The organism is Devosia riboflavina (assembly GCF_000743575.1).
GTDB lineage: Bacteria > Pseudomonadota > Alphaproteobacteria > Rhizobiales > Devosiaceae > Devosia > Devosia riboflavina.
On sequence record NZ_JQGC01000030.1, the window covers coordinates 1 to 13,301 of the forward strand.

The following is a 13,301-nucleotide window of genomic DNA, read 5'->3' on the forward strand; positions in this document are numbered from 1 at the left end:
AACCGACTTAGCTTTTGCAAACTGATCCACGGTTGCTTGTCCCGAGGACACTGCGCTTTGGGGTGTGCATATGGGCGGATATGTCTACATACTCGCCGATTTCCGGCGCGGGCGGACCTATATCGGCGTGACCAATGATCTCGTGCGGCGTGTGTACGAGCACCGAGAGGGTGCCGCCGCTGGCTACACGAAGAGGAACAAGATCAAGCGGCTCGTCTATTTCGAGGAGCACGCCGAGATCGAGGCGGCGATCCAGCGAGAGACGTCGCTGAAGCGGTGGTATCGGCAGTGGAAAGAAGCGCTGATTGAGGAGAGCAATCCGGACTGGCGCGATCTCTGGGATGAGATCGTGAAGTGAAGAGCCCTCGGGTCAAGCCCGAGGGTGACGGGCGGTGGGGAAAGCCCCGGGCGGTTGAACCGGGGCTTTCTTTCGTCTCTACCAAAATCAGAGCGCGTTAGCGCGCTGTTGGCTCTGCATGAAAGCGTCGTAGTTGAGTTCGGCGATCTGGTTCCAGAGATAGTGGTCCTTGCGGAAGGCCTTGATGGAGTCCCAGATGGTCTTGAAGTGCGGGCTCGATGCTTCGAGTTCAGCGTAGGTTTCGTTGGCGGCCTTAAAGCTGGCTTCCATGATTTCCGGGCTGAAGGGGCGGAGCTGCGCGCCCGCGGCCACCAGCTTCTTGATTGCGGTGGGGTTCACATAGTCATATTTGGCGAGCATGTCGGCGCTGGTCGCCTGGCAGGCGGTTTTCAGCAGCGACTGGTAATTGGCCGGGAGCTCTTCGAACTTGGTCTTGTTGATGAGCGCGTGGACGGTCGGGCCACCTTCCCACCAGCCGGGATAATAGTAATAGGGCGCGACCTTCTGGAAGCCGAGTTTTTCGTCGTCATAGGGGCCGACCCATTCGGCCGCGTCGATCGTGCCCTTTTCGAGCGCGTTGTAGATTTCGCCGCCGGGCATGGGGGTCGGGATGACGCCGAGCTTGGAGAGAATGGTGCCGGCAAAGCCGACGCGCATTTTGAGGCCCTGCAAATCGGCGACGGAGTTGATTTCCTTGCGGAACCAGCCGCCCATCTGCGCTGCGGTATTGCCGCAGGGGAAGCCGACAATGTTGTAATTGGAAAGGAACTGGTTGGTGATGTCGAGGCCGCCGCCATAATAGTACCAGGCGCTCATGCCGCGGGCATTGAGCGAGAAGGGAATGGCGGCCATGGCGGCCCAGGCGACGTCCTTGCCCGAGAAATAGTAACCCACGGTATGGGCCATTTCGATCGAGCCTTCGGAAACCGGATCGACCACTTCGAAAGCGGGGACCAGTTCGCCGGCGGCGAAAACGTCGATGGTGAAATTGCCGTCCGAAGCTTCGCTCACATATTTGGCCAGGGTTTCGCCGCCGCCATAGATGGTGTCGAGGCCGGGCGGGAAGGACGAGGCCAGGCGCCAGGTGATTTTCGGCTGGCTTTGGGCAATGGCCGGCATGGCGAGGCCGGTCGACGCGGCAACGGCGCCAGCACCCACGGCACCGGCCTTGGAAAAGAATTTCCGACGATCCAAAATGGTTCTCCCTCAAAGAGGCCGGCTATCCTCCTGCCAGCCTTATTGAAACAATACACGGCGGCGTGAGCGAGTAAAGCGGCGGCGAAAACGCGGAAACGCCGGTCGACGGGCTGGCGGGGCAGGCGGCGAAAATGCTAAGGGCAGGCCGGAACTTTGAGGGAGAAGAGCATGTTCGTCGTCGGTGGAGAAAGCCTGGTCGATCTGGTGCCGGTATCGGCGGCGCCGGGAGCGGAACGGCTGGCTTTGCCGGGGGGCTCGCCCTTCAACTGCGCCATTGCGCTGGCCAAGCTCGGCAATGAAACCGGTTTTTTGTGCCCCATCAGCCAGGACCAATATGGCGACCTGCTGCTGGCCCCGCTGGCGGAGGCCGGTGTTTCGCTGCTGCTTAGAGATCGGGTGCCGGAGCCGACCACCAAGGCCGTGATCACCTTTAACGCCAAGATGCAGGCAAGCTATGTGTTCGAGCGCGGCGCCGATCGCGCTTTTACGCGTGAGGGGCTGCTGTCGGCGCTGCCGCCATCGCTCGAACTCTACCAGATCGGCGGCTTTGCCCCCATGCTGGAAGAGGATGCGGAAAAGTGGCTGCCGGTGGTGAAGGCTGCCATTGGCCGCGGGGCGACGATCTCGTTCGATATCAATGTGCGCAAGGTGGATGACGAGGACGGCTATCGCCGCCGGCTCGAAACGTTCCTCGACCTGGCTCATATCATAAAGCTCTCCGAAGAAGATCATGAATGGCTGGAGCCGGGCATTGATATCGAGGAGCATGCAAAACTGCTGCTCGACCGGCCCAATTGCGAACTGGTGGTCGTCACCCTCGGCGAGCACGGCTCGCGGGCGTTTTCCAATGTCGCGAGCGCCGAGGCGGGCATTTATGCGCCGCCGGTCTTTGGCGACACGGTGGGCGCGGGCGATAGCCTGATGGCGGGTATTCTCACCTGGCTCAACGAAACCGGGGCGCTGAAGCTCGGAAAGCTGGGCACTCTGAACGAGGCAGCGTTGAAGACGACGCTGCGCTTCGGTGCAGTAGTGGCCGGGCTCAATTGCGCCGAAAAGGGCTGCAAGCCGCCGACCCGTGCACAGGTGGATGCGGTCCTCGCAAGCAGTTGACCGGCCGCGACGTTGCGGTTTTTCCTGGGCTCTGGTGTGATCGCACCGGGCTCGTCGGGGAACGGTGATGAAGAAGCGTTGGGTTGGTTTGATCGCGGTCGCGGTTCTGGGTGCTGCGACGGCCGCCTATTTCCTCAAGCCTGTGACCGGGCCCGAGCGGGACCTGACCCTGGTGGGCGACGCGACGCGCGGCGACTATGTCATGCGGCTGGCCGGCTGCGTTGCCTGCCATACCAATGCGGCCGATGGCGGGGCGGAACTCGCCGGCGGGGTGGGGCTCGAAACGGCCTTCGGGACTTTTGTGCCGCCCAACATCACCTCGGACCCCAATGTGGGCATCGGTTCCTGGACGCTGGCGCAATTTTCGGACGCGCTGAGCAATGGCATGGGGCCGCAGGGGCACCTCTATCCGGCCTTCCCCTATGAAAATTACACGCTGATGACCGATCAGGACGTGGTCGATCTCTATGCGGCATTGATGGCGACGGAGCCGGTGGCGACGCCCGCTGCTGCGAGCCGCATCCCCTTTCCGTTCAATGTCCGGCTGATCATGGCGGGTTGGAAGAACCTCTTCTTTTCACCGCGGCGGTTCGAGCCGGAGGCGGGGAAGGATGAGGTCTATAATCGTGGAAAATATCTCGCCATGGGGCCAGCGCATTGCGTTGCCTGCCACACGCCGCGCAATGCGCTGGGAGCGCTGCAATGGGATCAGGCCTTTGCGGGATCTCCCGGGGGCACGGGTGGCCGGGCGCCGGCACTGACGCGTGAGGCGCTGGTCGCTGAAGGCTATGACGTGGCGACGCTGGCGCAAACGCTCAAGGATGGGTTTACGCCGGGCTTTGACGTGCTGGGCGGAGCGATGGGCGAAGTGATCGCGGATTCTACCTCATTCTGGACGGATGAGGATCTCAATGCGGTGGCGACGTATTTGATGGCCGAGTAGGTGCAGCTCAGGACCGTTGTGCCCGGCTTAGCCGGGCAAAGAACTGTTCACGATGCCAAGCCAGTGCCTCGCGGTCGGGCCACGCGTCGATACTATCGCTGAGTGCCAGCATGCCGGTCCGGTTGACCGTATCGGTGACGTCCGGACTAGTGGTGTGGGTATCCACGATGATCTCGAATTGCGGGCCGACGGTCCATGCGAAGCGCTCGAAAAGGGCGCCCGGCTCCGGATCGAGAAACAGGAAATTGCTGACGTGCAGCTTGCCGCCGAGGTGCAGCGGCCGGATTACGCTGGCAACGCCATTGTAGGTTTTCTCATCGGCAAAGCTGCAGCGCATATTCTGCTGCCGTCCGAGCTGCTCGGCAAACTGATAGGCCGAAACGCTGAAACTACTGGCGCCTGTCTTTTCATCGAGCCCCTCCTCACCCAAGGCGTCGGCGATAATGCGGTTGAAGCGTTCTTCGGTCAGGTCCTCGATGCCACGGGAGTTTGCCGGTTGCTCGTCGAATGGCAGCGGCGAGGGGAATAGACGGATGTCGCTGACATAAATAGACCCTACGCCCAGCCCCCCAATTTTGACGTCACCGAGAATGCCTAGCGCGATATAGCCCTGCTTCAGTGAGGGTTGGGTATCAGCGATTATGACCTGATCGCCAGAACGATCAGTGAGGTTCGGTAGGTCCGGGAGTTCGAACAACTCCGCGCCGCCGTCCAGCAGCTCTCGATCAAGAACGGTGAAGAGAAGTAGCTTTGACAAAGAACGCTCCCCGACGCGTCATTGTCTTAGCATTTCTGCAGTTGGGTATACTACGTATTTCGTAGCGACACGGTGCGGACTCAGTGTCCGCACCGTAAAATTACTTAGGCGCTGTATGCCCGAACGTTCTGCTTCTGCTCGCCGAGGCCTTCGATGCCGAGGTGCATGACGTTGCCGGGTTTCAGCCAGACCGGCTCGGGCTTGATGCCCATGCCGACGCCGGGCGGGGTGCCGGTGGTGATGACGTCGCCGGGCTGCAGGCTCATGAACTGGCTGACATAGGAGACGACCTTGGCAACGCCAAAGATCATCGTCTTGGTGGAGCCGTTCTGGTAGCGGTGGCCGTCGACTTCGAGCCACATGGCAAGGTTTTGCGGATCGGCGACTTCGTCCTTGGTTACCATCCAGGGGCCGATGGGGCCAAAGGTGTCGGCACCCTTGCCCTTGTCCCAGGTGCCGCCGCGCTCGGTCTGGAAATGGCGCTCGGAGACGTCGTTGCAGACGCAATAGCCGGCGACATGGTCGAGGGCGTCGGCTTCTTCGACATAGCGGGCTTCCTTGCCGATGACGACGGCGAGTTCGACTTCCCAATCCGGCTTGATGGCGTTCTTGGGGATGATGACATCGTCATTGGGGCCGATGATGGCGCTGGTGGCCTTCATGAAGATGATCGGTTCGGCCGGGATCGGCGCGCCGGTTTCGGCGGCGTGGTCGGCGTAGTTTAGGCCGATGCAGATGAATTTTCCCACATTGGCGACGCAGGGGCCGATGCGTTCGGAGGCGTCCAGCTTGGGCAGGAGGTCGATGTCGGTGGCTGCGATTTTCGCAAGGCCTTCGGGGAGCAGGGTCGCGCCGCCGATATCGGCGACGACGCCGGAAAGGTCACGAATGGAACCATCCCTAGCGATGATGGCGGGCTTTTCCGACCCTTTGGGGCCGACGCGAAGCAGTTTCATGGGGCAAAGCTCCTCTTTCTCTGGCCTCGCTGATAGAGGCTAACATGTTAGTCTGTCGAGTGCGACTTTCGCTCGGTCCGTTCGCTTCTCACGATTTGGGACGGATGATGCCCTTCTTGAGCAGGATATTGCCATAGAGCCGCGTTTCGCCTGACTGAACAACGGCGGCGGCCTTTTTGGCGCGATCGTAGAAAGCAAAGCGTTCCACGGTCGAAAAGTGCATGGAGGGTTCGTGGCGGGTGATGATTTGCTGGAAATCATCATAGATCGGCTGGCGCGCATGGGGATCGCCCACGACGGCCATGCCGATGGCGGCCTGATCGACAAAATCGTCGAGCGGCATGACGGTCAGGATCGCCCCGAGCAGGTCGGTGGCGGAAATGCCGTCGGCGCGGTGGACCTGGGGGCCGAGAAATTCAGCGGGAAAATTGGCGTCGGCAATGACGATCTCGTCGCCATGGCCCATGGCCCGCAGGGTGGCGAGGAGTTCCGGGCCGAGGAGCGGCGGAATGTTTTTCAGCATTTTGGTCTCCGGGGAATTTTGTTGTCGGATCAGCCGAAGGGGAAATAGTCGGCGTCGAGCACTGTTTCGGTACCGTCGGCAAAAATGCCGGGGTTTTCCTGGGCGAAGGCAAACAGCTCGACCATGACGGCGTCGATATGGGCGCGGATGGCGGATGTTGCCTGGGCCGTGTCGCCGGCGACGATGCCGTCGAGAATCGCCTGATGTTCGGCGATGGTCAGGGCAAGACGGCGCGGGGTGATGATCATGCGGCGGGCGCGGTCGAGATTGGCGCGGGCCTTGTCGATGATCGCCTTGACCTTGGTCATGCGCATGGAGCGGAAGATGATGTCGTGGAAGGCGACATCGATCTGGTGGAAGGTTTCCGCGTCGTCGCGGGCGGCGGCCTCGCGTTGCTCGGCCATATTGGCGTGCAGCGCTTCGATGACCTCGGTGTCGTGCTTGCCGATGAGGACGCGCAGGGCCTCGCTTTCGAGGCCCTTGCGGATCAGCATGTATTCGCGGACATCGGCGATTTTGACCAGCGACACGGTCGAGCCGCGCTGCGGGGCGATGTCGACGAGGCCCTCTTCGGCAAGGCGGGCAAAGGCCTCGCTGACCGGGAAACGCGAGACTTCGAACTGGGCGCAGATGGCCGACTTGTCGAGGGCTGCGCCGGGGGGCAAAGCGAGGGTGACGATGGCCTGACGCAGGGCCTGGGTGACCTCCGCGGTCACATTGCCGCGTGCCAGGGTCGGAGGCCGTGTCAAAAAAGAATAGGAACTTGTATGGTTGTTCATGCTAACATGTTAGTTAGTGTGCAGCCGTCCCGCAATGGCCCCCAATCTGACTGCGATGCGGAACGGCGTAAAGCACGAGTTGAGACCTCATACCGCCGGAATGACGCCGATGTCCGAGACCATGACCCGCCCGCAGGGCAAAACCCTGACCCTCAACAGCGCCGACAATATCGCGGTGGCGCTGGCCAATCTGGATGTCGGCACCGAAACGGCGCAGGGCGTTTCCATCGTGCGCCGCGTGCCGCGCGGGCATAAATTTGCCACTCGGCCCATCGCGGCCGGCGAGGCAGTGGTCAAATTCGGGCAGATTATCGGCTTTGCCAAGGAAGGCATTCCGGCCGGCGACTGGGTGCATGAGCACAATTGCGGCATGGGCGGGCCGGATGGCACGCTGGAGCATGATTATGCTTTTGCCCAAGGTGTGGTGCCGGTCGAGTTTCTGACCGGCACGCAGCAGGCGACGTTTCAGGGTTATCGCCGCTCCAACGGCAAGGTGGGTACGCGAAACTATATCGGTATCCTGACCTCCGTGAATTGCTCGGCTACGGTCGCAAAATTCATGGCGCAGGCGATCAATAATTCGGGCGTTTTGGACGATTATCCCGAGATCGATGGCATCATTCCCTTCGTGCACGGCACCGGCTGCGCCATGGACAATCTGGGCGAGGGCTATCAGATCCTGCGGCGCACGCAGTGGGGCTATACGGCCAATCCCAATCTCGGGGCGGCGCTGCTGGTGGGCCTCGGCTGTGAGGTGTTCCAGATCGAGCGCATGAAGCAGTCCTATGGGATGAGCGAGACGGACACGTTCCGCACCATGACCATCCAAGAGATCGGCGGCACCGCCAAGATGATCGAATGGGGTGTCGAGAAGATTAGGGAAATGCTGCCGATCGCCGCTAAGGCGCGGCGCGAGACCATTCCGGCTTCGGAACTGACGCTGGCGCTGCAGTGTGGCGGTTCCGATGGCTATTCGGGGATTACGGCTAACCCGGCGCTGGGTGTTGCCGCCGACATTCTGGTGCGCAATGGCGGGACGGCGATCCTCTCGGAAACGCCGGAGATTTATGGTGCCGAGCACCTTCTTACCCGCCGCGCGGTCAATCGTGAAGTCGGTGAAAAGCTCATTTCGCGCATCAAGTGGTGGGAGGACTATACCCATCGCAATGGCGGCGAGATGAACAACAATCCTTCGCCGGGCAACAAGGCGGGCGGGCTGACGACCATTCTCGAAAAATCGTTGGGTGCGGCGGCCAAGGGCGGTACCTCGCCGCTGACGGCGGTTTATGAATATGCCGAGCCGGTGACGGAAAAGGGCTTTGTGTTCATGGACACGCCCGGCTTTGACCCTGTTTCGGCGACCGGGCAGGTGGCCGGTGGTGCCAATATCCTGGCGTTCACCACGGGGCGCGGCTCAGCCTATGGCTGCAAGCCGGTGCCTTCCATCAAGCTTGCGACCAATTCGGAGCTTTATGGGCGCATGACCGACGATATGGACGTCAATTGCGGGGATATCGTCGAGGGTGTGTCGATCGAGGCCAAGGGGCAGGAGATTTTCGATCTCATGCTGCGCGTGGCCTCGGGCGAAGAGACCAAGTCGGAAAAGCTTGGCTATGGCGACAATGAGTTCGTGCCCTGGCAGGTTGGGGCGGTGATGTAAGGAGCGGCGCTAGCGAACACTTCGCTTTCATCTTTTTCCCGGGGCCAGGAAGGGGTGGGGGTACACGCTAAGCTCGGACCCGCAAATTAGCGCATCCTCAAAAAAGCAACAGGGCCCCCACCGAAGTGCAGGCCCTGTCAAAATCAAACCGTGAACCGGTTCTTAGCCCTGGCGGGCCTTGAAGCGCTTGTCCACCTTGTTGATGATGTACACGCGACCGCGACGGCGGACGAGCTTGTTCGCGCGGTGGCGCGTCATCAACGCCTTCAGCGAGTTGGTGATCTTCATCGTCTTATTCCCTGGTCAAATAAAAGGGGCGCCAGAGCGCCCAAAAACTGCGCTCTTCATAGGGAAAAGCCTCCCGTCTGTCAACGCGCCCGGCAAAGAGTTTTACCCCTTTCGACTCCGGCCTTCCCGCATGCCCGTTAACCGGCAAGTCAGCCTTGTCAGGCTAGAGTTTTGGCCGGTTCCAAGGGGCTGGGAATGGATAAAATCGTCAAGCACGGCGTCGTCATCGCCGATCCGGTAGAGAACATGACCTCGCTCATCGCCGCCATGGTGCGCGGCCTCGGCCATCGCATGGTGCTGGAAATTACCAACCCACGCGAATTGAAAGCCGTGCTCGATAGCCGCTCCTATAGCCTGATCATTCTCGACGACATGATGGGCCCGCCGGATGCCGTCGAACTGGTGCGCCAGATGCGCACCGATATCGAGAGCCCCAACCGCACGACGGCCGTCATCATGATGTCAGCAGCACCTGACATCGCCCGCATTGCCGAAGCGCGCGATGCCGGGGTCAGCGAATTTCTGAAAAAGCCCTTCTCGGCCACCGACCTGCAAAAGCGCATTGCCGGCCTCGACATCAAGCCGCGCGAGTTCATCGATGCCCCCGACTATGCGGGTCCGGACCGGCGGCGGCGCAAGCTCGCCACCGGCATCGAGGATCAGCGCACCATCTCCGAAACGGAAACCTAGAGCATGTCTCCCGAAAGTGGACACCGGTTTCGGGATAAAGACATGCGCGCGCTTTAAGCGCGGGTTTTGGGCGCGTTACGCGGCGGAATATCGTTCGAATAGATATTGTGGAGGCCGACATTGAGAATGTCGCGCTCGCCGCAAAGCGCCATGGTCGTATCGAGCTCCCGACGGATGATTTCGAGCACGCGCGTCACGCCCGCTTCCCCGCCGGCACCCAGGCCATAAAGCATCGGCCGGCCGATAAAGGTCGCCTTGGCGCCATAGGCCAGCGCCTTGATGACATCCTGACCCATGCGGATGCCGCTATCGAGATAAACTTCGGTCTTGTGGCCGACCCGATCGACGATTTCGGGCAGAACCCGGATGGTCGAAGGCGCGCCATCGAGCTGGCGGCCGCCATGGTTGGACACAACGATGGCATCGGCGCCGTTGTCAATCGCGGCCTGCGCGTCGTCGGCATCGAGCACGCCCTTGACGATCACCGGGCCGCCAAAGCGCTCCTTGATCCAGCGCACATCGCCCCAGTTCAGCGTCGGGTCGAACTGGCTCGCCGTCCAGGCCGAGAGCGAAGCGAGGTCATGATCGCCGCTGACGTGGCCGACAATGTTGCGGAACGTGTGCCGCTTGGTCCCCAACATGCGCGCACACCAGAGCGGGTGCTGCATCATCTGCCAGATGGAATAGGGTGTGAATTTCGGCGGCGTCGACAGGCCGTTCTTGATGTCCTTGTGGCGCTGCCCGAGAATCTGCAGGTCCATGGTCAGAACCAGTGCCGAGCACTTGGCCGCCTTGGCGCGGTCGATCAGGCGGTTGATGAAATCGCGGTCGCGCATGACATAGAGCTGGAACCAGAACGGCGCCGTCGTGTTCTCGGCCACGTCCTCGATCGAACACACGCTCATGGTCGAGAGCGAGAAGGGAATGCCGAACTTTTCGGCAGCCTTTGCCGCCTTGATCTCCCCATCGGCCGTCTGCATGCCGCCGGTCGCCGCCGGCGCGATGGCGACGGGCATGGTGATTTCCTTGCCCAGCATTTTCGTCTTGAGGTTGCGCCCCTCGAGATTGACCGCCACCTTCTGGTTGAGTTTGATCTTGTTAAAATCGCTCTCGTTCTCGCGATAGGTGCCCTCCGTATAGGAGCCGCTATCGGCATATTCGAAGAACATTTTCGGCACGCGCCGACGCGCCACCCGCATCATTTCGTCAACGGTGAGTATCTTGTCGATGGCGGTCATGGCCGAGGCTCCGAAAGCGCGTTCGACCTGCCCTAGCAACTAACATGTTAGTCGTCAACTTCACGCCGGCCCTTCGGGCCAAATCGCGCCGGTGGCGCGATTTGAGGCGTGAAGGCCATGAGCGCTATGCGCGAATGGCTGAGGCCAAGAACGCTGAGGCCACCCTCAACTCACCCCACCGGCGCCGTCGACCGCCTGCCGATCATCAGCGTCGAGAAAATCACGAGGAAGGCGAAGACCACCATGCTTCCGGCCACCACATGCGCCTTTTCCCATTCCAGCCGCTCGACGAAATCGTAAATGGCGATGGACAGCACCTTGGTCTGGCCTGGAATATTGCCCCCGATCATCAGCACCACGCCAAATTCGCCCATCGTATGGGCAAAGGCCATGATGGCACCAACGAGATAGCCGGGCATGGCCAGCGGCAGCGCCACGCGCAAAAACCGCTGCCTCGGCGAGGCGCCCAGCGTATCGGCCACCTCCATCACCTCGGTATCGATGGCAGCAAAGGCATTGCGCAGCGGCTGTACCATGAAGGGGAGCGAAGCAATGGCGGCGCCGATAACGAGACCGCCAAAGGAAAAGGCCAGGGTCCGCGCGCCCCATAGCCCGGCAAGAGCGCCACCCGGACCATTCGGCCCGAGCGCGAGAAGAAGATAAAAACCGAGCACGGTTGGCGGCAGCACCAGCGGCAGGGAGACGACGGCACCCACCGCCTCCTTGCCGCGCCATTGGCTGCGCGCCAGCCACCAGGCAAGAGGCGACCCAACCGCCAGCAGGACCATCGTGACGCTGGCAGCAAGCGCCAGCGTCAAGAGGACTGCCGAAAGCAGCGGGTCGCCACCGATCATGGCACCGAATAGCCTGATGCTTCGATCACCGAAACGGCTTCGTCGGACTTGAGGAATTCAAGGAAAGCGACGGCAGCCGGATTGTTTTCGCCGGTCTTGAGCAGAACCGCGCCCTGCGCGATCGGCTCATGCAGCTCGGCCGGCACCAGCCATTGGTCGGCCTTGCCGAGCACCTGGCTTGCCGCGACAAAACCGAGTTCGGCATTGCCGCTTTCGACGAATTGCAGCGTCTGGGAAATGTTCTCACCCTGCACCAGTTTCGGCGTCAGCGTTTCAAGCAGACCGAGCGCGGTCAAGGTTTCGATCGCCGCCTTGCCATAGGGCGCCGCTTCCGGATCGGCAATGGCGAGCTTGTTATAGTCGCCCTTGAGCGCCGCCTCGCCATCGGTCACGTCGCGCCCCGGCGCATAGAGCGCCAACCGGCCCTCGGCATAGACAAAGGCCGTGCCTTCGACGCCAAAGCCCTCGTCGATCGCCTTCTGCGGACGCGTGTCGTCAGCCGCAAGGAAGACGCCGAAAGGGGCAGCCTGGGTGATCTGGGTATAGAGCTGACCGGTAGCGCCAAAGCTCAGCTCGACCTCATGCTCGCCCTTGGCTTCAAAGATTTCGGCGAGCTCTTCAGCGACCGCGGTGAAATTGGCGGCGACGGCCACGTTGACGGTCTCGGCAAAGGCCGGGACGGAACTCACGGCCACAAGGGCAAGGGAAAGCAGCAGACGGGACACGGAAGCCTCCGATATGTTTGAATGGCCATATCGATGGCGGAAAGGCTTCGCCTGCGCAAGCGATATGTTCATTTGGAAATATCGGAAACCACTGCCCTCAGGGCTGCGACATCATCGGCGATAGCGGCTTCCGTCGCCTTTTCCATGGCGCGATAGCGCGCCAGTACCTCTTCCCCGAGCGGGGTAAGGAGCGCCCCACCCTGCGCCGCGCCACCGCGGGCCGTTTCGACCAGCGGCCTTCCAAACCCGTCATTGAGCGCCTGCACCAGGCTCCAGGCGCGCTTGTAGCTCATCCCCATTTCCTTGCCGGCGGCAGAAATGGACCCGGTCCGGGCAATACCTTCCAAAAGGTCGGCCCGCCCCGGCCCGACATAGGCTTTGTCGTTGAGGACAATCCGGAGATGGCCGAGGCCGGAAGGGGGCGCAGGCTTGTTCATGAAACCAGTCCCGAGCCCCCAGATGCCTTAGCCGCGCAGCGTGCTCGCTTCTTTCGCCAGCGCTTCGATGCGCGCGAAATCGCCGCTCGCCAGCGCATCGGCCGGCATGATCCAGCTACCGCCCACGCAGATGACATTGGGGAGGCTCAGATAGGTCTTGGCCTTGGCCGGATCGATGCCGCCGGTCGGGCAGAAGGTGATATCGGGCAACGGGGAGGCAAAGGCCTTCAGCACCGGCGCGCCACCCAGCGCTTCGGCCGGGAAAAACTTCAAAAACGAATAGCCGCGCTCGGCCGCCGCCATGGCTTCGGTCGGGGTGCCGATGCCGGGCAGCAGCGGAATGGCGACGTCGTCGGCCGCATCGAGCAGGCGCGGGGAAGCGCCGGGCGACACCATGAAGCGGCAACCGGCATCGACCGACGCCTTCATATGCGCCGCATGCCGCACCGTGCCCGAGCCGACAATGGCGCCGGTCACCTTGGCCATTTCTTCCATGACCTTCAACGCATTGGGCGTACGCAGCGTCACTTCCAGCACCGGCAGACCGCCGGCCACCAAGGCCTCGGCCAGCGGCCGCGCCTGGGAGACATCATCGAGAATGATGACGGGCACGACGGGCGCCAGCGAGAGAATGGAACGAATGGCGTTTGCGTCCTGCGGCATGGGCATCACTTCCAGAAAAGCAAAGGAAAGGTTCGCCGAAGGGTTAGGCCCAAGGCCTCGCTCCTGCAAGCGCCATTGCGCAAAAAATCCATGCAAGGTTGCCTATGTCGCTGGGCGACCGTA

At 61.7% G+C, this 13,301-nt stretch carries 16 protein-coding genes; 5 read left to right on the forward strand and 11 right to left on the reverse strand.

The features are described 5' to 3' along the window. Positions 1–70: 70 nt before the first annotated feature. Positions 71–358, forward strand: coding sequence for a GIY-YIG nuclease family protein (locus JP75_RS21685; protein ID WP_035086868.1), 288 nt, complete (start codon positions 71–73; stop codon positions 356–358). Positions 359–445: 87 nt separating this feature from the next. On the opposite strand, the gene JP75_RS21690 is transcribed toward JP75_RS21685, so the two are convergent. Beyond that, positions 446–1,552, reverse strand: coding sequence for a TRAP transporter substrate-binding protein (locus tag JP75_RS21690; RefSeq protein ID WP_035086870.1), 1,107 nt, complete (start codon positions 1,550–1,552; stop codon positions 446–448). A gap of 171 nt (positions 1,553–1,723) precedes the next feature. On the opposite strand from JP75_RS21690, the gene JP75_RS21695 reads away from it, so the two are divergent. After that, positions 1,724–2,665 (forward strand): PfkB family carbohydrate kinase, encoded by a 942-nt coding sequence (locus JP75_RS21695; protein WP_035086872.1) that lies wholly within the window; start codon positions 1,724–1,726, stop codon positions 2,663–2,665. 67 nt (positions 2,666–2,732) lie between these two features. After that, positions 2,733–3,608: a c-type cytochrome gene (locus JP75_RS21700; protein ID WP_035086874.1), complete on the forward strand. Its 876-nt coding sequence runs from the start codon at positions 2,733–2,735 to the stop codon at positions 3,606–3,608. A 7-nt stretch (positions 3,609–3,615) separates the two neighbouring features. Here the strand turns inward: JP75_RS21700 and JP75_RS21705 are convergent, their stop codons facing one another. From JP75_RS21705 to JP75_RS21720, 4 genes are all read right to left on the reverse strand, one after another. Further along, positions 3,616–4,365: a hypothetical protein gene (locus JP75_RS21705; protein WP_035086876.1), complete on the reverse strand. Its 750-nt coding sequence runs from the start codon at positions 4,363–4,365 to the stop codon at positions 3,616–3,618. Positions 4,366–4,469: 104 nt separating this feature from the next. Beyond that, positions 4,470–5,321, reverse strand: a complete 852-nt coding sequence (locus JP75_RS21710) for a fumarylacetoacetate hydrolase family protein (protein ID WP_035086878.1) — start codon at positions 5,319–5,321, stop codon at positions 4,470–4,472. 88 nt (positions 5,322–5,409) lie between these two features. Beyond that, positions 5,410–5,844 carry an RbsD/FucU family protein gene (locus JP75_RS21715; protein WP_035086880.1) on the reverse strand — a complete coding sequence of 145 codons (435 nt, stop codon included), beginning with the start codon at positions 5,842–5,844 and terminating at the stop codon, positions 5,410–5,412. Positions 5,845–5,873: 29 nt separating this feature from the next. Then, positions 5,874–6,560 carry a GntR family transcriptional regulator gene (locus tag JP75_RS21720; RefSeq protein ID WP_160194753.1) on the reverse strand — a complete coding sequence of 229 codons (687 nt, stop codon included), beginning with the start codon at positions 6,558–6,560 and terminating at the stop codon, positions 5,874–5,876. A 172-nt stretch (positions 6,561–6,732) separates the two neighbouring features. Here JP75_RS21720 and JP75_RS21725 point away from each other — a divergent pair, with 172 nt between their 5' ends. After that, positions 6,733–8,283, forward strand: coding sequence for a UxaA family hydrolase (locus tag JP75_RS21725; protein ID WP_425277301.1), 1,551 nt, complete (start codon positions 6,733–6,735; stop codon positions 8,281–8,283). A gap of 162 nt (positions 8,284–8,445) precedes the next feature. Here the strand turns inward: JP75_RS21725 and ykgO are convergent, their stop codons facing one another. Continuing rightward, a complete protein-coding gene (gene ykgO, locus JP75_RS21730) occupies positions 8,446–8,571 on the reverse strand; it encodes a type B 50S ribosomal protein L36 (RefSeq protein ID WP_035086881.1) in 126 nt (41 codons plus the stop codon). Positions 8,572–8,766: 195 nt separating this feature from the next. Here ykgO and JP75_RS21735 point away from each other — a divergent pair, with 195 nt between their 5' ends. Next, positions 8,767–9,261 carry a response regulator gene (locus JP75_RS21735; protein WP_051961124.1) on the forward strand — a complete coding sequence of 165 codons (495 nt, stop codon included), beginning with the start codon at positions 8,767–8,769 and terminating at the stop codon, positions 9,259–9,261. 53 nt (positions 9,262–9,314) lie between these two features. On the opposite strand, the gene JP75_RS21740 is transcribed toward JP75_RS21735, so the two are convergent. From JP75_RS21740 to eda, 5 genes are all read right to left on the reverse strand, one after another. Continuing rightward, positions 9,315–10,499: an alpha-hydroxy acid oxidase gene (locus tag JP75_RS21740; RefSeq protein WP_035086882.1), complete on the reverse strand. Its 1,185-nt coding sequence runs from the start codon at positions 10,497–10,499 to the stop codon at positions 9,315–9,317. A gap of 170 nt (positions 10,500–10,669) precedes the next feature. Continuing rightward, positions 10,670–11,353, reverse strand: coding sequence for a molybdate ABC transporter permease subunit (gene modB / locus JP75_RS21745; protein ID WP_035086883.1), 684 nt, complete (start codon positions 11,351–11,353; stop codon positions 10,670–10,672). After that, positions 11,350–12,078: a molybdate ABC transporter substrate-binding protein gene (gene modA, locus JP75_RS21750; protein WP_244446385.1), complete on the reverse strand. Its 729-nt coding sequence runs from the start codon at positions 12,076–12,078 to the stop codon at positions 11,350–11,352. Before modA ends, modB begins: the two co-directional genes overlap by 4 nt. Before the next feature lie 68 nt (positions 12,079–12,146). After that, positions 12,147–12,515 (reverse strand): winged helix-turn-helix domain-containing protein, encoded by a 369-nt coding sequence (locus tag JP75_RS21755; protein ID WP_035086884.1) that lies wholly within the window; start codon positions 12,513–12,515, stop codon positions 12,147–12,149. Between the two features lie 27 nt (positions 12,516–12,542). Continuing rightward, positions 12,543–13,178 carry a bifunctional 4-hydroxy-2-oxoglutarate aldolase/2-dehydro-3-deoxy-phosphogluconate aldolase gene (gene eda, locus JP75_RS21760; RefSeq protein ID WP_035086885.1) on the reverse strand — a complete coding sequence of 212 codons (636 nt, stop codon included), beginning with the start codon at positions 13,176–13,178 and terminating at the stop codon, positions 12,543–12,545. Positions 13,179–13,301 lie beyond the last annotated feature (123 nt).

Bases quoted from the DNA above. Each gene is read 5' to 3' on its own strand.
- JP75_RS21685 (WP_035086868.1), top strand. From the start codon at position 71: ATGGGCGGATATGTCTACATACTCGCCGATTTCCGGCGCGGGCGGACC.
- JP75_RS21695 (WP_035086872.1), top strand. From the start codon at position 1,724: ATGTTCGTCGTCGGTGGAGAAAGCCTGGTCGATCTGGTGCCGGTATCG.
- JP75_RS21700 (WP_035086874.1), top strand. From the start codon at position 2,733: ATGAAGAAGCGTTGGGTTGGTTTGATCGCGGTCGCGGTTCTGGGTGCT.
- JP75_RS21710 (WP_035086878.1), bottom strand. From the start codon at position 5,321: ATGAAACTGCTTCGCGTCGGCCCCAAAGGGTCGGAAAAGCCCGCCATC.
- JP75_RS21715 (WP_035086880.1), bottom strand. From the start codon at position 5,844: ATGCTGAAAAACATTCCGCCGCTCCTCGGCCCGGAACTCCTCGCCACC.
- JP75_RS21725 (WP_425277301.1), top strand. From the start codon at position 6,733: ATGTCCGAGACCATGACCCGCCCGCAGGGCAAAACCCTGACCCTCAAC.
- ykgO (WP_035086881.1), bottom strand. From the start codon at position 8,571: ATGAAGATCACCAACTCGCTGAAGGCGTTGATGACGCGCCACCGCGCG.
- JP75_RS21735 (WP_051961124.1), top strand. From the start codon at position 8,767: ATGGATAAAATCGTCAAGCACGGCGTCGTCATCGCCGATCCGGTAGAG.
- JP75_RS21740 (WP_035086882.1), bottom strand. From the start codon at position 10,499: ATGACCGCCATCGACAAGATACTCACCGTTGACGAAATGATGCGGGTG.
- modB (WP_035086883.1), bottom strand. From the start codon at position 11,353: ATGATCGGTGGCGACCCGCTGCTTTCGGCAGTCCTCTTGACGCTGGCG.
- JP75_RS21755 (WP_035086884.1), bottom strand. From the start codon at position 12,515: ATGAACAAGCCTGCGCCCCCTTCCGGCCTCGGCCATCTCCGGATTGTC.
- eda (WP_035086885.1), bottom strand. From the start codon at position 13,178: ATGCCGCAGGACGCAAACGCCATTCGTTCCATTCTCTCGCTGGCGCCC.